We start from the raw sequence: 26,963 nt of genomic DNA, 5'->3' as shown, positions 1-26,963 counted from the left end.
AAGGAGAGGACAAGGCATGCTGGGTCATGTGCCCCCACTTCCCCAGCAGCCCCAACGTTCGCCGTTCAGCGGACACATGGTCGTCTGCGGCGACGACGCACTGGCCCGGCGGCTCGCCGTCGAACTGCGCTACGTGTACGGGGAGCGGGTAACTCTCGTACTGCCGCCCGGACGTGACGCCCGCCGCCCCGAACTGCCGCTGACCGGAAGGGGACTGGCGGCGGCGCTGTTCGGGCGCATGTCCTCGGCGATGAACCGCAACGGCGGCAACGGCGGGGGCGGGGCCGACTCGCTCGGCGACGACACCAACGCCGGGGTCGAGGCGGTCCGCATCATGGAGGCCCCGGAACCCTCCGACGAGGCCTTCGAGGAGGCGGGCATCGAGTCGGCCGCCGCGCTGGCGCTGGTCTACGACGACGACGAGCGCAACATCCGCGCCGCGCTGACCGCCCGCCGCATCAACCCCCGCCTCCGGCTGGTCATCCGGCTCTACAACCGCAAGCTCGGCCAGCACCTGGAGACCCTGCTCGACCAGGCCGCCGCCCTCGCCACCCCCGGCCTGGACCGGGCCGCGCTGGACGCCTCCACCACCGTGCTCTCCGACGCCGACACCGCGGCCCCCGCCCTCGCGGCGACCGTCCTCACCGGCTCCAGCAAGGTCATCCAGGCGGAGGGCCTGCTGCTGCGCGCCGCCGAACGCACCCCGCCCGGGGGCGGCCAGATCGCCGACCCCGGCCTGTGCACCCTCGCGCTGCTCTCCTCCACCACCCATGACCCGGCGGGCACCGAGGGCTCCGACAGCAGCGGCGACGAAGGCCCCCGGCTGCTGCCCGACGAACGGCAGGTGGCGGCGGCGACGGGGCGCGGCACGATCGTCCTGGAAGCCGTCAGCCAGGCCGGCCCGCCCGGCCCGGCATCCCGGATGAGCGGCCGGGGCGCACCGCTCGGCCAGGTCTTCTCGCGGCGGCTGCGCTGGTCCGCGCTGGGCGTCGGCCTGGCCGTCCTGGCCCTCGCCATCGCCTCCACGCTCACCACCGGCGACAACCCCGTGCACGCCACCTACCTCACCCTGCTCGACCTGTTCGCGATGGGCGACCCGGCGATCGGCGACCCGACGGCCCGCCAGATCATCCAGCTCCTCTCCGGCGTCGCCGGTCTGATGCTCCTCCCCCTCCTCGTCGCGGGCGTCCTGGAGGCCTTCGGCTCGCTCCGTACCGCGTCCTCGCTGCGCCGCCCGCCCCGCGGCCTGTCCGGCCATGTGGTGCTGCTCGGCCTCGGCAAGATCGGTACGCGGGTCCTCGTCCGGCTGCGTGAGCTCGGGATACCGGTGGTGTGCGTGGAGGACGACCCGGACGCGCGCGGCATCCCCGTCGCCCGGCGGCTGCACGTACCGGTGGTCATCGGCGACGTCACGCAGGAGGGCGTCCTGGAGGCGGCGAAGATCCAGCGCTCCCGCGCCCTCCTCGCCCTGACCAGCATCGACACCACCAACCTGGAGGCGGCCCTCTACGCCCGCTCGGTCAAGCCGGACCTGCGGGTGGCGCTGCGCCTGTACGACGACGAGTTCGCCACCGCCGTCTACCGCACCCTGCGCACCGCCCACCCCCATGCCGTGACCCGCTCCCGCTCCGTCTCCCATCTGGCCGCACCCGCCTTCGCGGTCGCCATGATGGGCCGGCAGATCCTGGGCGCGATCCCGGTCGAACGGAAGGTGATGCTCTTCGCGGCGGTCGAGGTGGCGGGCCATCCCCAACTGGAGGGCCGCACGGTGGAGCAGGCCTTCCGGGCCGGCGCCTGGCGGGTCCTCGCCCTGGACGCCACCCCGCCCGAGGACCGCCGCCCGGACCTGGCCCCGCTCTCCCCTGACCGCCCGTCCGGCCTGGTCTGGGACCTGCACCCCGGGTACGTACTGCGCCCCGAGGACCGCGTGGTGATCGCCGCGACCCGCCGGGGCCTGGCCGAACTCCTGCGCCGACGCCGCCCGGTGATCCCTAGGCAGTAGCGGCGGCCGGTGGTCCCTAGGCCGTGGCGGCGGCCGGCGATACCGAGGCCGTGGCGGCGACCGGGGGTCCCGAGGCCGTAGCGCCGCCCCGTGATCCCAAGGACGTGGTGGCGACCGGTGACCCCAAGGCCGTAGCGCCGCCCGGTGGACGCCGAAATCCACCTGCCCGGCGTTCCCCTCCGCGCCTACCCTTCCCCCCATGGACACCCACTCCCCCGACCTCCTCCTCAACGTGATCGACATCGAGGCGACGTGCTGGGACGGGCAGCCGCCCCCGGGCGCGGTGAGCGAGATCATCGAGATCGGGCTGACCGTCGTCGACCTGCGCGCGGCCGAGGGGATCTCCCCTGCTCGAACGGGATCGAGAGCCCGGGGAAGGCTCGCCCGTCACCGGATCCTGGTCCGGCCCGCCCGGTCCGCGGTCAGCGCCTTCTGCACCGGGCTGACCGGCCTCACCCAGGCCGAGGTGGACACGGGCGTGTCCTTCGCCGAGGCCTGCCGCCTGTTGGCGTCCGAGCACGAGTCGGGCACCCGTCCCTGGGCCAGCTGGGGCGACTACGACCGCAACCAGTTCACCCGCCAGTGCCGGGCCACCGGAACCCGCTATCCGTTCGGCCACCGCCACACCAACGCCAAGCTCCCCTTCACCGCCGCCTACGGCCTGCGCAAACGCCCCGGCATGGCCCAGGCCCTGGAGGTGGCGGGCCTCCCCCTGGAAGGCCGCCACCACAGCGGCGCGGACGACGCCTGGAACATCGCGGCACTGATCCTGGAAGTGGCGGCCCGGGGCGCCTGGCCGGACACCCCCTGACCCGGCCGGGGCGCGGGGGTGAATCCTTCCGGGGCCGCCGCGCCTCTCATGGGTGTGCGGACGACCGCGTCCGCCCTGCACCCCCCGGGAGGCCCTCGTGACCACCGTCGTCATCGCCGCCGCGGCCGCCGCGCTGCTGCTGTGCGCGTGCACCGCCACACTGCTGCGCCGCCGGAGGCGTCGGCGTGGCTGACCGCACCTGGCCCGGCGCGACCCTGGTCGCCGCGGCGCAGAGCGGGGACGTCGAGGCGCTCACCGCGCTGGTGTACGGCTCCTACCCGCACGTCCAGCGGTTCGCGCACACGCTGTGCGCCACACCTCAGGACGCCGAGGACGCCGCCCAGGAAGCGCTGATCATCCTCTACCGCAAGATCGGCATGCTGCGCGCCTCCGGGGCGCTGGCCTCATGGATGTTCCGGATCGTCCGCAACGAGTGCCTGCGCCGCGCCCGCACCCTGCGCCACCGCGAACCGGCCGACGAGCCCGGCCGGTTCGACGCGGCGGGCCGGTTCGACGCGTCCGGCGGCACCGCGCGGTCCGCCGAGGAGGACGTCCTGCTGCGCCTGGAGGCCGAACGCGTCGCGTCCGCCGTCGCCGCGCTGCCCGACGACCAGCGGCAGGTGCTGATCATGCGGGACATCGGCGGCCTGCCCGGCCGCACCGTCGCGGACCGGCTCGGACTCAGCACCGCCGCGATGAAGTCGCGCCTGCATCGCGCGCGTTCGGCAGTACGGGAAGCACTCCGCGAGCAACCGGCCGGAACGCCCGGAACACGCGAAGCCACCGAAGTCACCGGAGCCACCGGAGCCACCGGAGCCACCGGAACGAAGGGAACCGACGATGGCGCCTGACCCGACCACGGCAACACGCCCCACCACGCCCACCACGCTCACCGTGCCCACGGCACCCACCGCGCCGGGCACCGCCGGTGCACCCGAAGCGCCGGCCCGCGGCGGCTTCGCGAGCGCCACCGTTCCGCGCCATCTGGCCCGCGGAGCCGTCGGGTTCGGCGCGCTCGCCGGATCCCTGGCCCTGCTGCCGGTCGTCGGCCCGGCGAGCCTGCTGCTCGCCCCGGTCGGCCTGGTCGCGCTGCGCGGCTGCCCGATGTGCTGGGCGGCCGGCCTCGCGGAGACCGTCTCGGCCGGCCGGCTGCGCCGGTCCTGCGCGGACGGGAGGTGCGAACTGACCCGCGCCAAGCCGTAGTCCGGGCGCCGGGACGAACCCGGTTCGTGGATCGCAGGGGGCGACGGGGGCGACGCGTCACCGCGACACGGGGCGGCGGCAGCCCCCGGGGCCCGTCCGGCGGATCATGGCCGGCCGGGCCCCGGTGCCCGTGGTCCTAGACCACACCCCCCATCGCCCCCCGCACCTCCTCAAGCGTCGCCGCCGCGCTCTCGTTGGCACGCTCGTTCCCGGCCCGGAGCACCGACCGTACGTACCCCATGTCCCGCGCGTACTCGGCCCGCCGGGCCCGGATCGGCGCCATCCGGCTGTTGACCGCCTCGGTCACGGTCCGCTTGAGCGCGGCCGCGCCGCCCCCGCCGATCTCCTCGGCCACGGCATGCGGGTCCCGGTCCAGACAGAGCGCCGCCAGCAGCACCAGCGAGGACACCCCGGGCCGGTTCTCGGGGTCGTACGTGATGTACCGCTCGGCGTCCGTCCTCGCCCCCTTGATCAGCCGTGCCGTCTCGTCGGCACCGGCGCCCAGCGCGATGGAGTTGCCCCGGCTCTTGCTCATCTTGGTGCCGTCGGTGCCGAGGAGGAGCGGCGCGTCGGAGAGCAGCGCGTCCGGTTCCGGGAAGACCGCCCCGTACCGCTCGTTGAAGCGCCGGGCGACCGTCCGCGTGACTTCGAGGTGCGGCAGCTGGTCCTGCCCGACCGGCACCAGATTGCCCTTGCAGAACAGGATGTCGGCGGCCTGGTGCACGGGATACGTGAACATCAGCCCGCTGACGGCCGACTGCCGGGAGTGCGTGATCTCGTCCTTGACGGTGGGGTTGCGGTTCAGCTCGGCGACGGAGACCAGACTCAGGAACGGCAGCATCAGCTGGTTGAGCGCGGGCACGGCACTGTGGTTGAAGACCGTCGAGCGTGCCGGGTCGATCCCGACGGCGAGGTAGTCCAGGAGCATCTGCTCCATGTGCTCGCCGAGCCGGTCGGCGACGTCCCGGTCGGTGAGCACCTGGTAGTCGGCGATGATCACGAAGACGTCCACCCCGAGCTCCTGGAGCCGGACCCGGTTGTGGAGGGTGCCGAAGTAGTGCCCGAGGTGCAGGGGCCCGGTGGGCCGGTCCCCGGTCATCACCCGGAACTTCTCGGGGGCCTGCCGGATCCGCGCCTCCAGCTCGGCGGCGCGCTGCTCGGGCGGTGCGGTGGCGACGGTGCTGTTCATGGGGTTTCTCTCCTCGCGTTGCTGGTTGCGTGGAGGACGGCCCACCGTGATCGCCGGAATCCGTACCCGTACGAGGGCAGCGAAAAGGGCCGTCCCTATCGAACGGCCCTGATTCCGTGCAGAGAGGAGGTGGCCGCTCCTAGAAGGAGCGCCACCAGTTTCGGCACGGTACGGAGGTCATGACCCGAGCTTAACGGAACCGAGCTCCGCCCCCACGGCCTTTCCGCGCCCAAGGGCTACGCGTCCGGGTCCCGCTCCAGGAGCCATGCGGCGCCACGAGATCATGTGGCGTACGGGTTGCTGATGGTGTGATGCCGACGCGCGGTGGCCAGCACCCGCTCCGGGAACCGTGGGCCTGCGACGTAGTGACGGCCTTTCGTCCGGCCCACGGCCGTCAGCAGCTGCGCCTTGGTGAGTGCCTGCAGATCCCGCGTGGCCTGCTGCGTGTTGATCGCTTCGGCCTTCTCGTACCGGCTGCGCCGAACCCGGCCGACCATGGCCACCTCGTGCAGCGCGGTGACCTGCCGCTCCGTGACTCCGTGCGTACCTGTCTCCTCCATCAGCTGCATCCAGCAGTCGTTGGAACGGTCGACACGGCGTTGCACCCGCTGAGTCTGCTGGTGGTAGGCGAGCAGGTTGAATTTGATCCAGGGCAAGGTGTCGCGCTCCGGCGACCAGACCGGTCCTCCGACCTCTCGCAGCACCTTGTAGTACTCCCAGGTGTTGCCCGGCATGCCCAGCCACTCCTCGATCGAGGAGAACTCGGGGGCGAGAACACCGCCGCGTGCGATGAGAAGCGTCTGCAGCGAGCGGGACATGCGGCCGTTGCCGTCGGACCACGGATGGATCTTCACCAGGTTCAGGTGGGCCATGGCTGCGCGAAGCAGGACATGGCTGTCCGGGTCGCCCTCGTCGAGCCAGTCCACGAGCTCGCCCATGAGCCCGGGAACCCGCTCCTGGTCAGGGCCTTCGTAATCGGTGGAGAGCTCGTCGCCCGGTGCGGTGATGCGGATCGAGGTCCTGCGCCACTGCCCGGCGAGCTTGCGGGGGTGGTGATGCCCCTGAAGCATCCAGTGGAGGCCGTTGAGCAGTTCCTTGCTGTAGCGGAAATCGCTCACGTCGTGCAGCGACTGGATGTAGGTCATGGCCTGTTGGCAGGCCAGAGTCTCCGCCTTGTCCTCATCACTGGCCTCGACCTGGCGCTCGCCGTCCATCAGGTCGGCGACGTCCACGGCATCGACCCTGTAGCCCTCGATCGTGTTCGACGCCGCGATGGCACTGGCTGTCAGGGCCTTGCGCAGATCAAGGGTCCACTTCATCGGAGCCTGCTGCACCGCATGGCGCAGTTGTTCGCGCAGGCCGTTGATCTGCTCCAGGACCTGAAGGTCGGCCGAGTCCAGGCGTGGCATCTCGTACAGCATGACGCAATGATACCCAGCGCCTATCATTCCCTGCTGCGCGCCCTCGCGACCCCGTCAGGAGTTGGACCACCCGCGCCGGCAGAGCACGAGCCGGTACCCGTCCGGGTCCTCGATGGTGGCGCCCCACTCGTTCCAGTACGGGTTCGGCGAGGCGACCCGCTTGCCGCCGTGTTCCAGTAGCCGCTCCACCGTCTCCTCCGGTACCGGGCCGTCGAAGTAGAGGACGAGCAGGTCCTCCTCGGTGGGGCGGGGGGCGGTGGGGTGGTCGCCGCCGTGGACGAGTTCGAGGTGCCAGGACGCGTCCGGGTGGCCCACCATGAGCAGGTCGTGGGTGCCGGGCTCCCGGCCCGCGTCGGCGCGGAACAGCACCGTCAGCCCGAGTCCCGCCACCCAGAAACGCTCGGCGGCGGCGAGGTCCCGAGACGGTCGGGCGATGCGGATGTGGGTCTGTCCGGTGAACTGCATGGCGGGGCTCCCAGCCGACAGCGGCACGCCCTGTGCGCACCCGGGTCCGCAGCGTAGTCGGGCGATGTCGTCGTCGACATCGGCCCGCGGGCCCGGGTCCCGGGACGTACGCCGCTCCGCCGCCCGGCCTGCGACTGGCTCAGCACCCCGTCGAACGCCTTGCTCCAGTCCGCCTCCACGTAGCTGTAGTCGCCCCGGGCCGACGCCAGGCCGGCGAAACCACAAGCACCACAGGAACCGCACACGTTTCCTTCACGTCTAAAACAAAAACCAAGGCCGCAGCGCCGCCGAATCCGTCGGCATCGAGTCGCCATCCACGTCCAAGAGCACTACCGCACCCGGCCCCGGCCCCTCGGAGGATGAGCGGGAGTTCGTCCCGCTGTGCAGTAGGCAGTAGGCAAGCCGTGAAGGGCTCGGTCACACGATGAGCAGCACTACGAACACGTCGGCGCACCACACGTCCCCGATCGGCGCGCCGAATCGGCGTAACACCGAACTCGCGCTGCTGGTGTTCGCCGTCATCGTCCCAGTGTTCGCCTACGCCAACGTGGGCCTGGCCATCAACGACCAGTTGCCGTCCGGCCTGCTGAGCCATGGCCTGGGCCTGGGTCTGGTGGCCGGCGTCGCCCATCTCGTCGTACGGAAGTCCGCGCCGTACGCGGACCCGCTGCTGCTGCCGCTGGCCACGCTGCTGAATGGGCTCGGCCTGGTCGTCATCTGGCGGCTGGACCAGTCCGAGCTGCTGCAGTCGATCAAGCAGGCGGGCACCGCCGCGCCACGGCAGCTGATGTACACGGCGATGGGCATCGCACTGTTCGTCGTGGTGCTGATATTCCTCAAGGACCACCGCGTCCTGCAGCGCTACACCTACATATCCATGGTGGGCGCGCTGCTCCTTCTGCTTCTTCCGCTGGTCCCGGGACTGGGCGCCAACATCTACGGCGCCAAGATCTGGATCCGCGTCGGCAGCTTCAGCATCCAGCCCGGCGAGTTCGCGAAGATCGCGCTCGCGGTCTTCTTCTCCGGCTATCTGATGGTCAAGCGCGACGCGCTGGCCCTGGCCAGCCGCCGCTTCATGGGCCTGCTCCTGCCGCGCGGCCGCGACCTCGGCCCGATCCTGGTCGTCTGGTTCCTCTCGATCCTGATCCTGGTCTTCGAGACCGACCTCGGCACGTCGCTGCTGTTCTTCGGAATGTTCGTCATCATGCTGTACGTCGCCACCGAGCGGATCAGCTGGATCGTGTTCGGTCTGCTGATGTCCGCGGCCGGCGCCGTCGGCGTCGCCTCCTTCGAGCCGCACGTCCAGCAACGTGTCCAGGCCTGGCTCGACCCCATGCACGAGTACATGCTCAGCCGCCAGGGCGTGGCCGGTCACTCCGAGCAGTCGATGCAGGCGCTGTGGGCGTTCGGCTCCGGCGGCACCCTTGGCACCGGTCTCGGCCAGGGGCACTCCGACCTCATCCGGTTCGCCTCCAACTCCGACTTCGTCCTCGCCACGTTCGGCGAGGAACTGGGCCTGACGGGCATCATGGCGATCCTGCTGATCTACGGCCTGATCGTGGAGCGCGGCGTACGCACCGCCCTCGCGGCCCGCGACCCGTTCGGCAAGCTGCTCGCCATCGGCCTGTCGGGCGCGTTCGCACTACAGGTCTTCGTCGTCGCCGGCGGTGTGATGGGCCTGATCCCGCTGACCGGTATGACGATGCCGTTCCTGGCGTACGGCGGTTCCTCCGTCATCGCCAACTGGGCCCTCATCGGCATCCTGATCCGCATCAGCGACACCGCACGCCGCCCCGCGGCCGCCCCCGACCCCGACGCCGAGATGACCCAGGTGGTGCGCCCTTGAACAAGCCCGTGCGCCGCTTGGTGCCGGCCATGCCCGCGCACCGTCCCGCCCCACCCCGATCGCTTCGCTTCACTTCTTGGCGTGCTCGCCCACGTAGAACAGGATCCAGATGAAGCCCGCGAAGAGATGCGTGGCGAAGACGTAGACGAAGACGCGCAGGGCCACACCGCGCTCCTTCCAGCGCTCGCTCTCGCCGCCGTTCCCGCTCACTGCTCCCGCCTCAGTCCGGGGCGGTCCGTGGCCGGGCCGCACATCCCGTCCAGGGTACGCACCGACCCGTACACCCCCCGCGGAATAGGTCAGGGGGGTGCTCCGTTGTAGGGTGTGTTCACATAGTTCAACGTTCAACCAAATCGGAGGCGGACCATGGAGTTCGGGATCTTCACCGTCGGGGACGTCACCACCGACCCCACGACCGGCAGGACGCCGAGCGAGCACGAGCGGATCAAGGCCACCCTCGCCATCGCGCAGAAGGCCGAGGAGGTCGGCCTGGACGTCTTCGCGACCGGCGAGCACCACAACCCGCCGTTCGTCCCGTCCTCGCCGACGACCACGCTCGGCTACATCGCCGCCCGCACCGAGAACCTGATCCTGTCGACGTCCACGACGCTGATCACCACCAACGACCCGGTGAAGATCGCCGAGGACTACGCGACGCTCCAGCACCTCGCGGACGGCCGCGTCGACCTGATGATGGGGCGCGGCAACACCGGTCCGGTCTACCCCTGGTTCGGCAAGGACATCCGTCAGGGCATCCCGCTCGCCATCGAGAACTACGCCCTGCTGCACAAGCTGTGGCGCGAGGACGTCGTCGACTGGGAGGGCAAGTTCCGTACGCCGCTGCAGTCCTTCACCGCGACCCCGCGCCCGCTGGACGGCGTCCCGCCGTTCGTCTGGCACGGCTCCATCCGCTCGCCGGAGATCGCCGAGCAGGCCGCGTACTACGGGGACGGCTTCTTCCACAACAACATCTTCTGGCCCATCGAGCACACCAAGAAGATGGTGAACCTGTACCGGCAGCGGTACGCGCACTACGGGCACGGCACCGCCGAGCAGGCCATCGTCGGCCTCGGCGGCCAGGTGTTCATGCGGAAGAACTCGCAGGACGCGGTACGGGAGTTCCGCCCGTACTTCGACAACGCGCCGGTCTACGGGCACGGCCCTTCCCTGGAGGACTTCTCCCAGCAGACCCCGCTGACCGTCGGCTCTCCGCAGGAGGTCATCGAGCGGACCCTGTCCTTCCGGGACGCCGTCGGCGACTACCAGCGCCAGCTGTTCCTGATGGACCACGCGGGGCTGCCGCTGAAGACGGTCCTGGAGCAGCTCGACATCCTCGGCGAGGAGGTCGTCCCGGTGCTGCGCAAGGAGTTCGCCGCCCTGCGCCCGGCCGGGGTCCCGGACTCCGCGCCCGTCCACCCGGCCGTCGCCGCCCGCACCGCGGCTCCCGCCACTGCCGCCACTGCCGCCACTGCCGCCACGAAGGAGGCCTGACCACCGTGTCCGACATCTTCGCGACCGAGCCCCTGAGGATCGTCGCCGTGTCCGCCGGGCTGAGCAGCCCGTCCTCGACCCGGCTGCTGGCCGAGCGGCTGGCCGGTGCCGCCCGTGAGCGGCTGCTGGCCGAGCAGGACCGCACGGTCGAGGTCCGGGTGATCGAACTGCGCGACCTGGCCGTCGACATCGCCAACCACCTGGTCACCGGGTTCCCGCCGGCCGCCCTGGACACCGCGATCAAGGAGGTGGCGGAGGCGGACGGGCTGATCGCCGTCTCGCCCGTGTTCACCGCCTCGTACAGCGGGCTGTTCAAGTCGTTCTTCGACCTGATCGACAACACGGCGCTGACCGGCAAGCCGGTCGTCATCGCGGCGACCGGCGGCACCGCCCGCCACTCGCTGGTCCTGGAGCACGCGATGCGTCCGCTCTTCGCCTACCTGCGGGCCACCGTCGTACCGACGTCCGTGTACGCGGCCTCGGAGGACTGGGGCTCGTCCGGCGACGAGTACACCGACGGCCTGCCGTCCCGCATCCGGCGGGCGGGCGGCGAGCTCGCCGCCATGATCACGGGCGGCCGGGCGGCGTCCGGGGCGCCGAGGACACTCGGGCTGGACGACGAGGTCGTGCCGTTCGAGCAGCAGCTCGCCGACCTGCGCCTGGACTGAGGGACCCGCCGACGGAATCCTTGTACCGGTTTGATTAGAGTTGGACCGAAAGGTGCGTCGTACGAGCTCGCCTCGTACGACGCGTCCGCGCACTGAGCCGAACCGAGCTGGAGGCAGTGATGGGCAGGATCGTGGTGGGCGTCGACGGTTCCGAGTCGTCGGTCAAGGCATTGCACTGGGCCGTACGCCAGGCGGAGCTGACCGGTGACACGGTGGAGGCCGTCAACAGCTGGGAGTACCCCGCGACGAGCTGGGCGTCGATGATGCCCGGCATGCCGGAGGACTTCGACCCGCAGGCCCTGGCGACCGTGGCCCTCACCGAGACGCTGGAAGAGGCCCTGGGCGCCGAGGGCGCCGCGGCGATCAGCAAGATCGTGGTGATCGGCAACCCGGCCCAGTCCCTGCTGGACCGCGCCGAGGGAGCCAGCCTGCTCGTCGTGGGAGCGCGCGGCTACAGCGGCTTCAAGGCGACCCTGCTCGGCTCGGTCAGCCTCCATGTCACCCAGCACGCACCGTGCCCGGTGACGGTCGTACGCGGCTGACGACGGGGCCGGCCGACGGACCGGCCGTGGACATGAGGGCGGGCCCGCACCGATCGTGTGCGGGCCCGCCCTCTCGTCGTACCTGCGTGCCGCCCGCGTTCACGCACGGGGGCGGATGTCCTCGTGCGTGTAGAAGATGTAGAAGGTGGTGATGAACATGCCGAGGCCCACCGCCAGTCCCAGCATCGAGGACCGCAGCACGCTCGAATCGGTCAGCCCGACCAGCAGCCCGATCGCCGCCGCCGTCAGCGCGCCGTAGGCCACCGCCCGCACCAGGGGCAGCATGGTGTGCTGGATCCGGCCCAGCGCGAAGCACAGGCCGGCGAGCACCACCGCCGTGATCAGGCCGTACCAGAACTGCCGGTAGCCGGTCGCACCGTTGTTGCGCAGGACGAACGAGGCGTAGAGGCCGTACGCCGCACCCAGCGTGACGGGGATCGCCCAGGAGAGCGCGCTGTGCCCGCGTGCGCGTGCGTGTGCCCTCGGCCCGGACCGTCCGCGAGCCGGCATTGCTGCGTGTGTGGACATGGCGGAGTTCTCCTTCCGTGACTCCTTTTCCTTCCAGGGCACACCCGGCCGCGCCGCCCGGCAACTCGGATGGCGTACGGCCCGGGGCGCGGCGCCCGTCCGCGGGATTCCCTGGGAGGGTGCGGACGTATCTCTCGGCGGGTCTCTCGGCGGTACTGGTGGTGCTGCTCGCCGTCCTCGTCCCCGTCGGCGCGCTGTCCGCCTGGGTGGATCTGGAGATCGACAACACGGACCGTTACGTCGACGCGGTGGCCCCGCTCGCCTCCGACCCCGCTGTGCAGAGCACCGTCACCGACCTCATCACCGACGGGGCGATGAAACAGATCGACGCCGGACCGCTCCAGAACACCGTGCGGAACTTCCTGCACCAGGCGGTGCTGTCCTTCACCACCACCGACGCCTTCCAGGACGCGTGGAACGCCGCCAACCGCACCGCCCACGAGGCCGTCACCGCCGCCCTGAACGGCAACACCGGCGAGGCCGTGACCATCGACCTGGCGCCCGTGACCGAGCGGGTCAAACAGAATCTGGAGGAGAACGGGGTGCCGTTCGCCGACCGGATCCCGGTCCAGCACACCGACATCACGCTCATCTCCGCCGACCGTGCCGACCAGCTGCGCCAGACCTTCCGCCTGCTGCGGACCGGCAGCGTCTGGCCGGCGGTGGGCACGCTCGTGGTCGCCGTCCTGGCCGTGGTCGTGGCCTGGGCGCGCGGCGGCGGCCCCGGGCGCAGGCGCTCCGGGCTCGCGGCGCTCTCCGCCGCCGCCGTGGCCGGTCTCGGCTTCGCGCTCGGGGCGCTCCTGCTGCGCGCGGCGGTCTGGTACGCCCGCGGCCGGGTGCTGTCCGGGGTGCCGGACAGCGAGACGGCGGGGGCCGCGGCGGTGTACGACGCGCTGACGGGCTCGCTGCGCACGGCGGTGTGGATCGTGTTCGCGGCGGGGCTGGCGGTGGCGCTGTGCGCGGTGCTGGTACGGCTGCGGGCGGTCCGGGGCCGGTCCGTGCCGGGCCCGGGATGACCCGGGCGCGGCGCCGCACGGGACGGGCTCCCGGGCTCGACGTGCGGCGTTGGACGGGCCGGGGAAGAGTGGATTTCGTGACTGCCGGATCGGGGGCGACTGAGAGGTCTTCCGCATGCGAGCCATAGCCGTCGGCGCGTTCCGGGCCGACCCCGCACTGGTGGAGATGCCCAAGCCCGAGCCGGAGGCCGGAGAGGTACGGGTCAGGATCGAGTACGCCGCACTCAACCCGTCCGACTGGCAGGCCGCACAGGGGGCGCCGGACGACGGGCCGGCGCCGCGCGTGTTCCCGATGGTCGTCGGCGTGGACTTCGCGGGCCGGGTGGACATGATCGGCAGCGGCGAGAACCGGTTCCGGGTCGGCGACCACGTCTTCGGCCGGGTCGCCCGGCCGAACGCGGCAGGGGGCGGCACCTACTGCGACTACGTGTCCGTGCCCCAGGACTCCGCCATCACCGTCGTCCCGCCCGGCCTCCCCCTCCGGGCCGCGGCCGCACTGCCCTCCGCCGGGATGGCGGCCGCCCAGATCCTGGAGACCGCGGTCCTGCGCGGCCACGAGAGCCTGCTGGTCATCGGTGCGGCGGGCGGCGTCGGCAGCTATCTGACCCAGCTCGCCTCGGCCCGCGACGTACGTGTCATCGCCGCCGTGCGCGGCGACGAGCACAAGCGGATGACCGAGCTCGGCGCCGCCGTCACGATCGACATCACCGACCGCCCCCTCGAAGCGGCGGTGCAGGAGAGCTGCCCGGACGGCGTCGACGCCCTGGTCGACCTGGCCTCCACCACCTCGGGCTCCTTCGCCGGGCGTGCCGCAGCGGTCCGTCCCGGCGGCCTCGCGCTCACCACCCGGGGCGTCGCCGCCGGGGCCGCCCTGCCCGCGGGCGTGACCGGCATCGACTTCCGGCTCGAACCCACCCCGGTCCTGCTGGACGTGCTGGCCGCCGGCGCCGTCGAAGGGGTGCTGCGGGTGCCCATCGACATCGAACTCCCGCTGGAGAAGGCCCCGCAGGCCCTCGACCGGAACCGGACGGGCGGCGCCCGCGGCAAGACCGTCATCGTGCTCTGAGCCCTCGGACGGGTCCGGGCCCGGACGGGCGCCGTCACGGCTGCGAACCGCAGAAGTACGACTCCGTGCCGTCGAAGCACGGGCGCCGTACCGACGAAGCACGGCTGCGTACCGTTGAGGCACGGCTCGAACAGCGCCGGGATCCGCACGATCAGGGGGACGCGTTGACCGATACCGAGGCCGCTTCCGAACGACGCCGCGTGACGCCACCGCCCTGGCTGCTGAGCGGGCTGCGCCCGCAGTCGTCCACGCCCGTCGCCTGGGCGGCGGTCGCGCGCGCCTCCGTCTCCCTGGCCACGCCGCTCGCGGTCGGCTTCGCGCTGGACCGGCCCGCGTACGGCGCCCTCGTCTCCATGGGCGCGCTCTCCGGCGTCATCGGCGACACCGCCGACGCGTACCGGATGCGCATCATCAACATCGCCGTGCCGCAGCTCTTCGGCGCGCTCGGCGTCATGCTCGGCACGCTGGTGTACGGAACCGGCTGGGCGGCGGTCGCCGCGCTGACCCTGGTCGGCCTGGTCTCCGGAATGATGTCGACGATCGGCGCCGTCGCCTCCGTTTCCGGGCTGCTCCTCCTGCTCAACGCGGTGGTCGGCGCCGGGCTCCCGATGCCGGAACCCTGGTGGGTGGCGCCCCTGCTGCTCACGGTCGGCGGACTGTTCGTCCTCACCCTGACCCTGCTGGCCTGGCCGCTGCGCCGGAAGCTCCCGGAACGTGTCGCGGTCGCGGACACCTATCTCGCCGTCGCCGACCTGCTCGCCGCCGCGGGCACCGACGCGTACGAGGACCGACGGCACGCCGTCACCCAGTCCCTCAACACGTCCTACGACCTGATCCTGGCCCGCCGGGCCCGCTACCACGGCCGCAGCAACGCCATGGTGCGGCTGCTCGCCCAGCTCAATGTCGTCATCCCGCTCGTCGAGGCGGCCCCCGCCGTCCATGTGCGCCGGTGCCCGCTCCCCGACGAGATCCCGGCGGCGGTACGCGAACTGGCAGCCGCCGTCGAGGAGAGCCGCACCGGCCGCCCCGAACTCACCCTGCCCGCACCGGACTCACCCGCCACCCGGGCCGTGGACAGCGCGCTGCGGCACGCGGCGGTCGTCGTGCACAAGGCCGACCCCGACCCGTACAACGTCGACGACCGGCTCGGCCGCCCGGCCGTGCTCGGGGTACGGATCCGGCGGGCCACCCGCGACGTGCTGCTCTCCGGGGCCTCCTGGCGCTACGGGCTGCGCCTGGCGCTGTGCATCGGCCTGGCCCAGGCGCTGACCTCGCTGATCCCGGTGCCGCGCTCCTACTGGGTCGCGCTGACCGTCACGTTCGTCCTCAAGCCGGACTTCGGCTCGGTGTTCTCGCGGGCCGTGCTGCGCTCGGTGGGCACCGCGGCCGGTCTCGTGGTCGCCGCGCCGGTGCTCGCCGCGGTGCCGGTCGGCTGGTGGGACGTGCCGGTGATGGTGGTGCTCGCCGCGCTGATCCCGGCGCTGACGGCGAAGGGCTACGCCTTCCAGACCGCGGCCATCACCCCGGTCATCCTGCTCCTGTCCGACCTGCTGAACCACCAGGGCTTCCACCTGGTCTGGCCGCGGTTCCTGGACAGCCTGATCGGCTGCGCGATCGTGCTGGTGGCGGGCTATCTGCTGTGGCCGGAGAGCTGGCACGTACGGATCGGCCACCGGCTCGCGGACGCGGTGACGGACATCGCCGACTACGTGGCGTACGCCTTCGAACCGGGTGGACCCGGCGACCGGGCGGAACGGGTGCGGGCCCGGCGCCGGATCTACCGCGATCTGTCGGTCGTACGTTCCGAGTTCCAGCGCGCCCTGACGGAGCCGCCCCCGGTCGGCACCCGCGCCGCCGCCTGGTGGCCGCTGGTCGTCGCGGTCGAACGCATCGTGGACGCGACGACGGCGGCCCGGGTCCGCGTCGACCACGGAGCAGCCGAGCCGCCGCCGGCGGAGGTCGCGGAGGTCCGGCGGCAGCTGCGGGAGCTGGCCGACGGGATCCGGGCGAGCGAGGTCCTGGTGGGGGTGCGCGCCGAACTCCCGGGCGACGAGGAGGGCGTACTGGCCCCGCTGCGCCAGGAGGTGGCGGCGGCACGGGCGATCGCCTCGCCCCAGCCGTAGCCACGGCCGCAGCCGCAGCCGTAGCCGCAGCCGTAGCCGCATGTCACCGCGTGGGACCGTCACCCCGTGATGCCTCACGGGCCGAGACCTCACGCGCCGAGGCCTCGCGCGCCGAGGGGCCGGCCCCGCGCAGCCGGTCCATCTCGCGCCGGTCCCGCTTCGTCGGCCGCCCCGCACCCCGGTCCCGGACCGGAACCTGGATCGCCGCCTCGCGCGGCGGCGGGGGCGGGCTGTTGTCGATGAAGCACTCCACCGCGACCGGAGGGCCGACCCTCTTCTTGACGATCTTCGACACCACCACGATCCGGTCACGGCCGGCGTGCCGGAGCCGTACCTCGTCGCCGACGCGCACCGCCTGGGCGGGCTTGGCGCGCTCACCGGCGACCTTCACATGACCCGCGCGACAGGCGGCAGCGGCCTGCGAACGGGTCTTCGTCAACCGGACCGACCAGATCCAGACGTCGACCCGAACGCTGCCCTCCGCCTGCGGCGCCTCACCGGAAACCATGTGTCCGACTCTAGGGCCTGTCATGGGGGTCGTGGAGGGCGCAGGGACCGCGGCGATCAGCCGAAGTCGCTGATCACTTCACTCATGTTGTAGCTGTACACCTCGCGCTTGCACGAGCCGCACTTGCTCGGCGCGTGCTCGCTGAGCGACCACAGCTGCGGCGCGAAGCCGTCACCGCGCCCGTGCGCGAGGTAGAGGTCCTCGGGCCCGAACGACGACTGAAGCGTCTTCGTGTTGCCGACGAGCTGGGACGTTCCGTCGACGGTGCCGGGCGTGGCCTGGAGCAGCCGGCCGTTGTCGTAGCCGTTGCTGCGGTGGAAGTACCACTTGCCCTCGTACCGCGTGACGCCCTGGATCTTGTGCCACAGGGCCTCGTTGCCGAACGTGGCTCCGGTCGGCAGACCGTAGGCCAGATCGGCGGAGGCGGCCGTGCCGGACGCGCCTTCGACGGCGGCGGTCAGCGCGGTCATCGGGTACGTACCCACGCGGCCGGGGCTCGTGCCGCCGTTGTTGGTGTTGCAGTACTCACCGAGCACCATGTGGTCGGTGTCGGTGCGGTCCAGCGAGATGTACGAGGCCTTCGGGCGGCCGGTGGCGTAGCACTGGTTCCCGCTGGTGGTCCCGCCGTTCTTCGCCGTGGTGAACTTCAGCGTGGCGACCTGCGGCATGACGTAGCGGTAGCCGTATCCGTACCAGACGTTGTTCTGCCGGCCGATCCGCTTCTGGTCCACGACGTTGCTGACCAGACCGTCCGGCGTGGGGTCGTCGACGTCGGCGTTGTTGTCCGGGTTGAGGTCCATGATCTTGCGCAGGTCGAAGACCCGCATGCCGTTGGCGGTGTCGGCGACGTACAGGTAGTTGCCGTACCAGACCATTCCACCGGCGTGGATGCCGTTCTGCGCGGCGCAGGCGGACGTCACCTCGGTGAGGCACTTGCCCTCGCGCGCGTGCAGCGCGTCGAAGGAGATGTGGTCCTTGGAGTTGATGTACGGCCAGACCAGCAGCACATGGCGGTACATCTTGGTCGCCTGGTTGAAGAAGCTGACCCGGATGCCCTTCTCGTTGCACGCGTCCGTCGACGGGCTCAGGAGGCAGTTGTCCTTGCCGGAGGCGTAGTCGCTACGGCCCGGGTTCTCCGCGTCGTAACCGGCCACGGCGATCGGCTCGGCATTGGACGTGCCCCAGTCCTCGTCCTCCTGCGCGTCCGAGACCCCGGTGATGGCCTGCGGCACCCACTCCGAGGAGACGGCGTCGTCGTGCTTCCAGCAGACGCGGTGGTTGACCGCCAGATCGGGGCCGTAGATGCCGGCGTCTCCGCAGGCACCCTCCCAGTCGGCGGGCCGATTGGCCTGCTCCATCAGCTCCGTGAGGCCCTGCTTGGGCAGTGCGTCGTCCAGCTTGGTGACGAGACCCGAGATGTCGGTGCCCTTCGCCAGCTTGAAGTCGGCGGCCCGTCCCGGGACGGGGGCGGCGGCCGCGGAGCGGCCCGGGGCGGCGGAAGCGGCCCCATTGCCCGCTGCGGCTCCTGTTCCGGTTCCGGTTCCGGCGAAGTCGTCCTGTTCGCCCTCGGATTCACTGTCGAAGCCGTCGTCGGGCATACCTTCGTTGCCCGGTACGGGGTCGTCGGCGGCCCGCGCCGCGGACGGCGGGGCGGACGCCGGAGCGGCGGCGGCGCCGGCTGCCGGAACGAGGCCGGAAAGCATCGCCCCTGCCGCGACGGCACAGGCGGCAAAACGTGTTCTACGGGATGGTTTTCCCATGAGGGAGCCCTTCTTGACAACGTGGGCGGACCACGGACAACGGTGTGCCTGACTTCGCGTCAGGCACACCGTTCGTTCACGTTAAGAGGCAACTCAGGACCTGGTGCGCACATTTGAACGACGTACATCAGGCCCGCACGGCATGCGCACAGGACTCGTTCAGGGATCGGTTCCGGCTCAGTTCCCACACGGGCGGGCCGCGCCACCGAAGGGCCGGATCCGGCCGCTAACCTTACGTATCCGCCCTGGCCAGGGATCAATTCCCGCAGGTCGGACATTTCTCGCACCCAACTCACGCGAAAGGCCTCGCCCATGGGCATTCGGAGCTTGCTGCGCAAGGTGTTCGGCCGTGACCGCGCGGAGCAGGACGCGCCGACGGCCACGGTCCCGCCCCAGACCGAGCGCACCGCGCCCGCGGAGTCGGAGCCGAAGTCGGTCAAGGAGACGGAGACGGCGGACGAGCCGGCCCCGAAGCTCGAAACCGCCCCGGCCACGAAGGCCTCGGTACCGGCCCCCGCCTCTCCCCGGTCCGCCGACGACAGCGGTCTGGCCTCGGACCTGGTGGCGGCCGCCTTCGACAAGCCGTCCCTCCCCACGGTCCCGTCGCAGGGTTCGGCCCGGAAGCCGGAGCCGAAGGCAGAGGCAAAGGAAGAGGCAAAGGCAAAGGAAGAGGCGGAAGCGACAGCGGAGCCGAAGGCGCCGAAGGCAGCGGAGCCGAAGGCAGCGGAGCCGAAGGCGGAGGCCGCAGAGGCGGCGGAGGCGGCGGAGGTGGCGGTCGTGGAGACGCCCGCCGAGGCGGAGCCGACCGTCGCGGAGGCGAAGGCGGAGCCCGAGCCGGTCAAGGCGGAGGCCGCGGCGGAGCCCGAGCCGGCAGCCGCGGAGCCGGAGCCGGCCAAGGCTGAGGCCCCGGCCAAGGCTGAGGCCGAAGCCCCCGCCGAAGCCGAAGCCAAGGTTGAACCGGTCAAGGTCGAAGCCGAAGCCGAGCCGGTCAAGGTCGAGGTCAAGGTCGAGGTCGAAGCCAAGGTTGAGGCCGAAGCCGAGCCCAAGCCCGAGCCGACCGAGGCCAAGGCCGAAGCCGAGCCCGAAGCCGAGCTCAAGATCGAACTCAAGGCCGAAGCCCCCACCAAGGCCGAAGCCGAGCCCGAAGCCGCACAGCCCGCCGAGCCCGAAGCCTCACAGCCCGCCGAGCCGGACGCACAGCCTGCCTCCGCCTCCACCGCCAAGCCCGCCGTCACCCTCGCCCGGGTGAAGTCGCGTGCTCCCGGGCTCGTCGACGCGTACAAGGCCGCCCAGGCCGGGCTGAAGACCCACGGGCTGACCGGGCTGCGGGCCACCGTGTACCTGGTCCTCGACCGCTCCGGCTCCATGCGGCCGTTCTACAAGGACGGCAGCGCCCAGCACCTGGGCGACCGCACCGTCGCACTCGCCGCGCACCTGGACGAGAACGCGACCGTCCCCGTCGTCTTCTTCTCGACGGACATCGACGGCACCGGCACGGTCGGCCTCGCCGACCACGAGGGCCGGATCGACGAGCTGAACGCGGGCCTCGGCCGCCTCGGCCGTACGAACTACCAGCGCGCCGTCGAAGAGGTCGTCGCGCACTACGAGAAGTCGGAGGCGACCGGCCCCGCCCTGGTGGTCTTCCAGACGGACGGCCCGCCGGACGCCAAGCAGGCCGCCAAGCAGGCGCTGGCCGACGCGGCACGGCTCCCGCTGTTCTTCCAGTTCGTCGCGTTCGGCGACGAGGACGCCAAGGGCTTCGACTTCCTGCGCAAGCTGGACGCCCCGAACGCCGGGTTCTTCCACGCGGGCCCCGCGCCCCGCGAGGTCGCGGACACCACGTTCTACCGCGAGGTCCTCGCCGCGCTCCCCGCGTGGATCGCGGCCCGCGACACCGCGGCCGGCGCCTGATCCACCGGCAGACGTACGGTCACGGCGAGCCCGCCCCCAGGGCCCGGCACCGCCGTGACCGTACCGCCGTGCGCGACGGCGATGGAGCGCACGATCGAGAGGCCGAGCCCCGACCCGCGCCCCATCCGGTCCTTGCCCTCACCCCGCCGGAACGGCTCGAACAGCCCGGGGATGTCCGCCGCGTCCACCACGGGCCCGGTGTTGCGGACCTCCAGCAGCGCCCCGCCGCCGGCCGTCACCAACGCCACGTCCACCGTCCCGCCCGGCACGTTGTACGTGACGGCGTTGGCCAGCAGATTCGCCACCAGCTGCGCGAGCAGCATCCGGTTCCCCCGCACCCTGCAGAAGTGGGTGTCGGCCTTCACGCCCGGGTGCCGGGCCGCCTCCTCCGCCACCACCTGCGCGAGGTCCACCGTCTCCCGCTCGCCCTCGGCGAGCCCGCGCTCGCTGCGGGCCAGGACCAGCAGCCCCTCGATGAGCCGCTCGCTGCGCCGGTTGTTGTCCAGAAGCGTCTGCCGGGTCCGTACGAGATCCTTCGGGGACGGGTCGTCCAGACCGATCTGGATCGCGGCGCGCTGGGTGGCGAGCGGGGTCCGCAGCTCGTGGGAGGCGTTGGCGATGAACCGCCGCTGGCTGTCGAAGGCCTTCTCCAGCCGGGCCAGCAGCGCGTCGAGCGTGTCGCCGAGCTCCTTCAGCTCGTCGTCCGGCCCGCTGGACGCGATCCGCTCGTGCAGATTGTGCTCGGAGAGCCGGCGCGCCTTCGCGGTCATGGCGTGGACGGGGCGCAGCACCCGCCCCGCGGTCCACCAGCCCACACCGACCGCGCAGGCCGTCATGACGAGCAGCGAGGCCGCGGACCAGATGAGCAGCTGATGCCCGGCCGCGTCGCTGACATGGTCGGTGAGGTCGTACACGGTGGGCGGGCCGAGACTGCGCCGGGTGACCAGCGGGCCGTTCACCGCGTAACCGGGCTGGACGACCGCGGCCGTGCGGGCGATGTCACGCGCCTGGGAGTCCGTACCGGCGCGGGAGGCGAGGTTGACGGTGGCGAGCAGCGCCGTGCCGAGGACCAGGAACACTCCGCCGTACACGAGCGCGATCCGGGTTCGGATCCTGGAGTGCGGCACCTGCGCGAGGCGCCTCACAGCGCGTACCCCACACCCTGCACCGTACGGATCAGCGCCGGTTCGCCGAGCTTCCCGCGGAGCTTGCTCATGCAGACGCGGACGGCGCCGGTGAAGGGATCGGCGTTGGCGTCCCAGGCCCGCTCCAGCAGCTCCTCGGCGCTGACGGTCCCGCCGTCGGCCTCCAGCAGCAGCTGGAGCACGGTGAACTCCTTCGGCGAGAGGTCCAGCTCCCGCCCGTCCCGCGCGGCGGTGCGCCGTACGGTGTCGAGCCGGATGCCGTGCCGTTCCAGCTGCGGGGGCACGGGGCGGGCGCTGCGCCGCCGCAGCGCCCGTACCCGCGACACCAGCTCGGGGAACTCGAAGGGTTTGCCCAGGTAGTCGTCGGCGCCGAGGTCGAGTCCGGCGACCCGGTCCTCCATGGAGCCGGCGGCGGTGAGCATCAGGATCCTGGTCCGGGAGCCGGAGGCGACGAGGCCGCGCGCCACGTCGTCGCCGTGCACCCGCGGCAGGTCGCGGTCGAGGACGACGACGTCGTAGTCGTGCAGCCCCAGATAGGCGAGGGCGGCGTCACCGCTGTACACCGTGTCGACGGCGAACCCGGCCCGCCGCAGCCCGGTGGCGACCAGCTCCGCCAGGATTTCCTCGTCCTCGGCGACCAGTACCCGCATCGTGATGTCCCCTGCCTCGTACACGCGTGTCCACTCCCTCCCAGGATGCGTCTTTGTTACGGGAAGGGATGTTTCGCAAAGGTCTCCACGGCCGTGGCGGGGTTTATCGGTGTGAGTTGATCTCCCGCAGGCCGTTAGGATTTCGACCATGGCGGCCACTGGATCCGAGAAGCAAGGGGGCGACGGCGTGAAGAGTTTCTACGTATCGACCCCCATCTACTACGTCAACGACGCTCCTCACCTGGGCCACGCCTACACGACCGTCGCAGGCGACGTGCTCACGCGCTGGCACCGCCAGCGCGGCGAGAAGGTGTGGTACCTCACCGGCACGGACGAGCACGGTCAGAAGATCATGCGCACTGCCGAGGCGAACGACGTCACGCCCCAGGAATGGTGCGACAAGCTCGTCGAGGAGGCATGGAAGCCCCTCTGGGAGCACCTGAACATCGCGAACGACGACTTCATCCGTACGACGGAGAAGCGGCACACCGACCGGGTGCAGGAGTTCGTGCAGGACCTGTACGACAAGGGCGAGATCTACAAGGGCGGCTACGAGGGCCCGTACTGCGTGGGCTGCGAGGAGTACAAGCTCCCCGGCGACCTGGTGGAGGGCGAGGACGGCGTCAAGCTGTGCCCGATCCACAAGAAGCCGGTGGAGATCCTCAAGGAGGAGAACTACTTCTTCAAGCTGAGCGCCTACGGCCCGAAGCTGATGGAGTTCTACGCGAACAACCCGGGCTTCATCCAGCCCGAGTCCGCCCGCAACGAGGTCGTGAACTTCGTCAAGCAGGGCCTTCAGGACCTCTCCATCTCCCGCTCGACCTTCGACTGGGGCGTCCCGGTGCCGTGGGACGAGAAGCACGTCATCTACGTGTGGGTCGACGCCCTGCTGAACTACGCCACGGCGGTCGGCTACGGCGCCAACCAGGAGAAGTTCGACGGGACCTTCCCCGCGAACGTGCACCTGGTGGGCAAGGACATCCTCCGCTTCCACGCGGTGATCTGGCCCGCGATGCTGATGGCGCAGGGTCTGCCGCTGCCGGGCCGGGTCGCGGCCAACGGCTGGCTGATGGTCGGCGGCGAGAAGATGTCGAAGTCGAACCTGACGGGCATCAAGCCGCAGGACCTGACCTCGCACTTCGGCGTGGACGCGTACCGCTGGTACTTCCTGCGCGCCATCGCGTTCGGCAGCGACGGCTCGTTCTCCTGGGAGGACTTCTCGGCCCGCTACACCTCCGAGCTCGCCAACGACTACGGCAACCTCGCCTCGCGCGTCGCGGCCATGGTCGGCAAGTACTTCGGCGGGGCGCTCCCGGAGGCCACCGCGCCGGGTGAGGCCGAGCAGGCGGTCCAGGAGGGTCTGGCGAAGGCCGTCGCCGCGGCCGACGAGAAGATCGGCGAGGAGCTGGACTTCCAGGCCGGCATCCTGGCGATCTTCGACTTCGTGAAGCAGGTCAACGGCTACATCACGGAGCAGGAGCCCTGGAAGGTCGCCAAGGACACCTCCCCCGAGGGCCAGGCCCGCCTCGCGACGATCCTCTACACGGCCGCCGAGTCGCTGCGCGGTGTCGCGGTCCTGCTCAACGCCGTGATGCCGGAGACCTCGCAGAAGCTGTGGGAGTCCCTGGGCGCCGAGGAGTCCCTGGGCGCCCTGGCCGACCAGCGCGTCCAGGACGCGGGCAGCTGGGGCCGGCTCCCGGCGGGCGCGACGGTGACGAAGGGCGCGGTGCTCTTCCCGCGCCTGGAGGAGAAGCCGGCGTAAGCGGCTTCGACGTACGTACGTCGAAGGGCGGGACCGCGTGTCGGTCCCGCCCTTCGACGTACCCGGCTCCTGGTCAGCGGACCCAGTTCTTCAGCGGTTCGGTGTCCAGCTCGACGCCCACCGGGTCGGGCAGCTCGACGGTCTTCCCGTACGGCACCGTCACCACCTGCTCGTACCGCACACCGTCCGGCTGCGAGTGGACCTTGACCTCGCAGGTTTCGCGGTCGATCAGCAGATAGACGGGGATACCGGTCTCGGCGTAGGCGCGCGGCTTCTCGACGCGGTCCCGGCGGTCGGTGTCCTCGTCGTACGAGGTGACCTCGACGACCATCAGGACGCCGTCGGGGCTGGCCCATTCGCCCTGGCCGACGAAGGTGCCGCTGCGAGCGAGCGCCCCGTCGGGCCGGGCGTTGCCCCTCCGATATGTCTCGATACGCAGCCCTTGCTCGGCGTAGAGCCAGCGGCCAGGATCAGCCTGCATGCACTGCCGGGTGAGCCACTCGATGATCCGCCCGTGATCCCCGTCCGGCACAGCCTTGACCCCCATTTTCCCGTTCACGAATTCCAGACGCAGCGCTTCTTCGGCGCGTATGGCGTGACGGGCGAGGTCCTCGAAGATCTCCTGTGTCAGCACACCCTCGTCAACCATGGTCATCACTGCCTACTGGTACGGAAACGGGCCGCCTCCAGCGTACGGTCCCGCCTGCCGGCCCGTATCCCGTTCACCGCTCCAGTGCCTCCGCGTCGCCCATCACCACGACCGGGTTCTTCGCCGGGTCGAGGGTGCTCAGGAGTTCCCGCATCCGGTCCAGGGGCAGCGAGATGCAGCCCTGGGTCGGGCCGCCGTGGTCGACGTGGATCCAGATGCCGCCGCCGCGTTCCCGACCGAGCGGGCGTTCGTGGTCGAGGGGGGTGACGCCGGGGGTCCGGTTGTAGTCGATGGCGACGACGTAGTCGAAGGACCCTTCGAGCGGCTCCCCGTCGAAGCCCTCGCCGCTCGCCACGAACGCCGGGTTCCGGTCATAGGGGAAGGCCGTCTCGGGAGGCTCGAACAGGCCGCCCGCGTAGGTCAGCCCGTAGACCCCGACCGGGGTGCGGAGATCGTTCTCCCAGTGCTCGTCGGTCCAGCCGTTCAGCGCGTTGTGGGCCGGCCAGCGGGACGTGACGGGCAGCCAGCCCAGGGCCGGGTTGTCGCGGGTGTAGAGGACCGCGGTGGACAGGCTGGAGTCGTAGTCGTCGCCGGTGACGACGAAGACCTGTTTGGAGGACGCCGGGATCCCGGCCCGGGTCCTCGGCCCGAGCGCGGGGATCTCGCGCGGCCGGACGACCGGCGCGCGCGGCGCCGGCGCGGCCCGTTTCCGTGCCCCTTCGGCGGGCGGGCCCGCGACACCGGCGGTGGCCGTGGCGCCCGCCCGGGCGGCGGGGTCCTTGTGGGCGGAGTTCCCGGAGGTGTCGCCGCACGCGGTGAGCAGCAGCAGCGCGGCGGCACAGGCACCGACAGGGAGGGCGTACGGGGGACGCCGGAGGGCCGACGGGCGGGACACGGACACAGGAACTCCTCAGCGCTGGCGGGGTGACGGCAGCACGGGCGAGCTCCCCGTCACGCCTCTTGCCGCCGAACCCAGTTAACGCCGCGTCGCGCGAGCGCGAATCCGTACGGGGGCCATACGGCTGTACCGACCGCGGGACGCGCGCCGGGCGGGCCCGGAACCCTTTCGTGCGTGCAGGTTCCGGGCTCGCCGCTCCGTGGGGGGAGCGGAGGTCTGAGTACCGGTCAGAGGTCCGTGCCGTCGTGCGTCTCGTCCGGGTCCACTCCCATCGTGATCGAGCCGACGACGCCCCGGGCCATCCGGCCCTTGCGGTACGAGAGCTTCATCAGCCCGCCCGTGACCCCGCTCCCGTCGTAGATGGTGTCCTCCGTGAGGGTGGTTCGGGTGGTCGTGCTGGTCGAGTACGGCTCGGACTTCGCCGATTCGAGGACCGCGGACTCGGCGAAGAAGAACTGCCCGGTGTGGCAGGTGTGCCCGCCCTCGTAGCCGGCGTCGGTCATCTTCCCGCCGACGTGCACCTTCGTGTGGATGTGCACGCAGCGCCCCTGGTACCAGCCCGGGAAGACGGTCCGGAACTCCACGTACCCGTGCTTGTCGGTGAGCTGGGTGCCCCTCAGGTACCGCTCGTCGTCGGTGGGCTCGCTGTGCCCGCCGCCCCCGCCTCCGGGTCCGCCGGACGGGGGAGCCCCGGTGGGGGTTCCGGTGGGGGCGTCGGTGGGGGCGCCGCTCGGCGGGGTGCCGCCACCGCCGGGGCCACCGCCGCCGGGGCCACCGGAGCTCATGGCCTCGTACCCGGAGTAGATCCCCAGGGCGTCGCAGTGCCAGATGTCCACGGCCGCGTTGCGCAGGGGCTTGCAGGTGTCGGAGTCGATCACCTTGAGCCGGAGGGTCAGCGGGATGCCCTCCTTGTCCTCGGTGATGTCCTTCCGGAACTTGTCGGCGTCGATGTAGTACGGCCCCTCGGTGGTCTCCGAGGTGAGCCGGTAGCACGCCTCGCCCTGTCCACCGGGCTTCCTCGCGGCGGACGTGTCGTCGTCGGCGGAGGCGTTGGCGACGGCACCGGTCCCGATCCCGGCGGCGACGATCGCGGCACCTCCGGCGATCACCATCCTGCGACGGGACAGGTTCTTCTTGTGTGCGGGCCCTTGAGTCTCTGTCATGAACGTCGAGGCTAGAGACGGAAGTTGAGAGGCAGATGGGTGTGAGCTGTGCGTTGCTGTGAGGTGCGGGCGGGCCGGGGCTGCTCCGGGGCCAGCTCCTCCTGGATCTTCGCCGGTTCCGCTGTCCCGGGGGCGGGAACCCAGTA

At 71.4% G+C, this 26,963-nt stretch carries 25 protein-coding genes; 13 read left to right on the top strand and 12 right to left on the bottom strand.

Features of this window, described 5'->3' with window-relative positions:
- The first annotated feature begins 16 nt into the window (after positions 1-16).
- From AB0D53_RS25210 to AB0D53_RS25195, 4 genes are all read left to right on the top strand, one after another.
- The gene (locus tag AB0D53_RS25210; RefSeq protein WP_362450313.1) at positions 17-2,002 is read left to right on the top strand and encodes an NAD-binding protein; all 1,986 of its coding nucleotides are present in this window, start codon (positions 17-19) and stop codon (positions 2,000-2,002) included.
- 199 nt (positions 2,003-2,201) lie between these two features.
- Positions 2,202-2,813: a 3'-5' exonuclease gene (locus AB0D53_RS25205; RefSeq protein ID WP_362450310.1), complete on the top strand. Its 612-nt coding sequence runs from the start codon at positions 2,202-2,204 to the stop codon at positions 2,811-2,813.
- A gap of 185 nt (positions 2,814-2,998) precedes the next feature.
- On the top strand, positions 2,999-3,664 hold the full coding sequence (locus tag AB0D53_RS25200) for a sigma-70 family RNA polymerase sigma factor (RefSeq protein ID WP_362450307.1): 666 nt from the start codon (positions 2,999-3,001) through the stop codon (positions 3,662-3,664).
- A 133-nt stretch (positions 3,665-3,797) separates the two neighbouring features.
- Entirely contained in the window at positions 3,798-4,016 is a 219-nt protein-coding gene (locus AB0D53_RS25195; protein WP_362450594.1) for a hypothetical protein, read from the top strand.
- 136 nt (positions 4,017-4,152) lie between these two features.
- Here AB0D53_RS25195 and trpS read toward each other — a convergent pair whose 3' ends face one another.
- The 3 genes from trpS to AB0D53_RS25180 all read right to left on the bottom strand — a co-directional run bounded on the left by trpS (position 4,153) and on the right by AB0D53_RS25180 (position 7,091).
- Entirely contained in the window at positions 4,153-5,205 is a 1,053-nt protein-coding gene (gene trpS / locus AB0D53_RS25190) for a tryptophan--tRNA ligase (RefSeq protein WP_362450305.1), read from the bottom strand.
- 281 nt (positions 5,206-5,486) lie between these two features.
- Positions 5,487-6,626, bottom strand: a complete 1,140-nt coding sequence (locus tag AB0D53_RS25185; protein ID WP_362450303.1) for a Fic family protein — start codon at positions 6,624-6,626, stop codon at positions 5,487-5,489.
- 54 nt (positions 6,627-6,680) lie between these two features.
- The gene (locus AB0D53_RS25180) at positions 6,681-7,091 is read right to left on the bottom strand and encodes a VOC family protein (RefSeq protein ID WP_362450300.1); all 411 of its coding nucleotides are present in this window, start codon (positions 7,089-7,091) and stop codon (positions 6,681-6,683) included.
- A gap of 424 nt (positions 7,092-7,515) precedes the next feature.
- Here AB0D53_RS25180 and AB0D53_RS25175 point away from each other — a divergent pair, with 424 nt between their 5' ends.
- Positions 7,516-8,937 (top strand): FtsW/RodA/SpoVE family cell cycle protein, encoded by a 1,422-nt coding sequence (locus AB0D53_RS25175; RefSeq protein WP_362450298.1) that lies wholly within the window; start codon positions 7,516-7,518, stop codon positions 8,935-8,937.
- A gap of 69 nt (positions 8,938-9,006) precedes the next feature.
- Here the strand turns inward: AB0D53_RS25175 and AB0D53_RS25170 are convergent, their stop codons facing one another.
- Positions 9,007-9,147 (bottom strand): DUF6126 family protein, encoded by a 141-nt coding sequence (locus AB0D53_RS25170; protein ID WP_362450296.1) that lies wholly within the window; start codon positions 9,145-9,147, stop codon positions 9,007-9,009.
- A 156-nt stretch (positions 9,148-9,303) separates the two neighbouring features.
- On the opposite strand from AB0D53_RS25170, the gene AB0D53_RS25165 reads away from it, so the two are divergent.
- From AB0D53_RS25165 to AB0D53_RS25155, 3 genes are all read left to right on the top strand, one after another.
- Positions 9,304-10,428 carry an LLM class flavin-dependent oxidoreductase gene (locus AB0D53_RS25165; protein WP_362450294.1) on the top strand — a complete coding sequence of 375 codons (1,125 nt, stop codon included), beginning with the start codon at positions 9,304-9,306 and terminating at the stop codon, positions 10,426-10,428.
- Positions 10,429-10,442: 14 nt separating this feature from the next.
- Complete coding sequence (locus tag AB0D53_RS25160) at positions 10,443-11,096, top strand: FMN reductase (protein ID WP_362450592.1); 654 nt, start codon at positions 10,443-10,445, stop codon at positions 11,094-11,096.
- Between the two features lie 119 nt (positions 11,097-11,215).
- The gene (locus tag AB0D53_RS25155) at positions 11,216-11,638 is read left to right on the top strand and encodes a universal stress protein (RefSeq protein ID WP_189543448.1); all 423 of its coding nucleotides are present in this window, start codon (positions 11,216-11,218) and stop codon (positions 11,636-11,638) included.
- A 99-nt stretch (positions 11,639-11,737) separates the two neighbouring features.
- Here AB0D53_RS25155 and AB0D53_RS25150 read toward each other — a convergent pair whose 3' ends face one another.
- Positions 11,738-12,166: a hypothetical protein gene (locus AB0D53_RS25150; RefSeq protein ID WP_362450291.1), complete on the bottom strand. Its 429-nt coding sequence runs from the start codon at positions 12,164-12,166 to the stop codon at positions 11,738-11,740.
- A gap of 119 nt (positions 12,167-12,285) precedes the next feature.
- Between AB0D53_RS25150 and AB0D53_RS25145 the strand changes: the two genes are divergently transcribed.
- From AB0D53_RS25145 to AB0D53_RS25135, 3 genes are all read left to right on the top strand, one after another.
- Positions 12,286-13,182 (top strand): hypothetical protein, encoded by an 897-nt coding sequence (locus AB0D53_RS25145; RefSeq protein ID WP_362450288.1) that lies wholly within the window; start codon positions 12,286-12,288, stop codon positions 13,180-13,182.
- Positions 13,183-13,297: 115 nt separating this feature from the next.
- Positions 13,298-14,248: an NADP-dependent oxidoreductase gene (locus tag AB0D53_RS25140; protein ID WP_362450285.1), complete on the top strand. Its 951-nt coding sequence runs from the start codon at positions 13,298-13,300 to the stop codon at positions 14,246-14,248.
- Positions 14,249-14,448: 200 nt separating this feature from the next.
- Positions 14,449-16,371: an FUSC family protein gene (locus tag AB0D53_RS25135; RefSeq protein WP_362450589.1), complete on the top strand. Its 1,923-nt coding sequence runs from the start codon at positions 14,449-14,451 to the stop codon at positions 16,369-16,371.
- Positions 16,372-16,414: 43 nt separating this feature from the next.
- Here AB0D53_RS25135 and AB0D53_RS25130 read toward each other — a convergent pair whose 3' ends face one another.
- Positions 16,415-16,879, bottom strand: a complete 465-nt coding sequence (locus AB0D53_RS25130; protein ID WP_362450282.1) for an RNA-binding S4 domain-containing protein — start codon at positions 16,877-16,879, stop codon at positions 16,415-16,417.
- A 56-nt stretch (positions 16,880-16,935) separates the two neighbouring features.
- The gene (locus tag AB0D53_RS25125; protein ID WP_362450280.1) at positions 16,936-18,582 is read right to left on the bottom strand and encodes a hypothetical protein; all 1,647 of its coding nucleotides are present in this window, start codon (positions 18,580-18,582) and stop codon (positions 16,936-16,938) included.
- 369 nt (positions 18,583-18,951) lie between these two features.
- Here AB0D53_RS25125 and AB0D53_RS25120 point away from each other — a divergent pair, with 369 nt between their 5' ends.
- Complete coding sequence (locus AB0D53_RS25120; RefSeq protein WP_362450278.1) at positions 18,952-20,550, top strand: VWA domain-containing protein; 1,599 nt, start codon at positions 18,952-18,954, stop codon at positions 20,548-20,550.
- Here the strand turns inward: AB0D53_RS25120 and AB0D53_RS25115 are convergent.
- Both AB0D53_RS25115 and AB0D53_RS25110 read right to left on the bottom strand, forming a co-directional pair.
- On the bottom strand, positions 20,484-21,695 hold the full coding sequence (locus tag AB0D53_RS25115; RefSeq protein WP_362450276.1) for a HAMP domain-containing sensor histidine kinase: 1,212 nt from the start codon (positions 21,693-21,695) through the stop codon (positions 20,484-20,486). The genes AB0D53_RS25120 and AB0D53_RS25115 overlap by 67 nt on opposite strands.
- Positions 21,692-22,345, bottom strand: coding sequence for a response regulator transcription factor (locus tag AB0D53_RS25110; protein WP_329820461.1), 654 nt, complete (start codon positions 22,343-22,345; stop codon positions 21,692-21,694). The genes AB0D53_RS25115 and AB0D53_RS25110 overlap by 4 nt, the downstream gene beginning before the upstream one ends.
- Before the next feature lie 148 nt (positions 22,346-22,493).
- Here AB0D53_RS25110 and metG point away from each other — a divergent pair, with 148 nt between their 5' ends.
- The gene (metG, locus tag AB0D53_RS25105) at positions 22,494-24,107 is read left to right on the top strand and encodes a methionine--tRNA ligase (protein ID WP_362450274.1); all 1,614 of its coding nucleotides are present in this window, start codon (positions 22,494-22,496) and stop codon (positions 24,105-24,107) included.
- Positions 24,108-24,180: 73 nt separating this feature from the next.
- On the opposite strand, the gene AB0D53_RS25100 is transcribed toward metG, so the two are convergent.
- The 3 genes from AB0D53_RS25100 to AB0D53_RS25090 form a co-directional block, all read right to left on the bottom strand.
- Entirely contained in the window at positions 24,181-24,762 is a 582-nt protein-coding gene (locus AB0D53_RS25100; RefSeq protein WP_362450272.1) for a Uma2 family endonuclease, read from the bottom strand.
- A gap of 67 nt (positions 24,763-24,829) precedes the next feature.
- Positions 24,830-25,651, bottom strand: coding sequence for a L,D-transpeptidase family protein (locus AB0D53_RS25095; protein WP_362450269.1), 822 nt, complete (start codon positions 25,649-25,651; stop codon positions 24,830-24,832).
- Positions 25,652-25,881: 230 nt separating this feature from the next.
- Positions 25,882-26,817, bottom strand: coding sequence for an intradiol ring-cleavage dioxygenase (locus AB0D53_RS25090; protein WP_362450266.1), 936 nt, complete (start codon positions 26,815-26,817; stop codon positions 25,882-25,884).
- Between the last annotated feature and the right edge of the window lie 146 nt (positions 26,818-26,963).

This window comes from Streptomyces sp. NPDC048295 (assembly GCF_040652135.1).
In the GTDB taxonomy this organism is placed as follows: Bacteria; Actinomycetota; Actinomycetes; order Streptomycetales; family Streptomycetaceae; genus Streptomyces.
The sequence above is the reverse complement of the archived record's forward strand: the minus strand, read 5'-3'. Positions and strand labels throughout refer to the sequence as shown.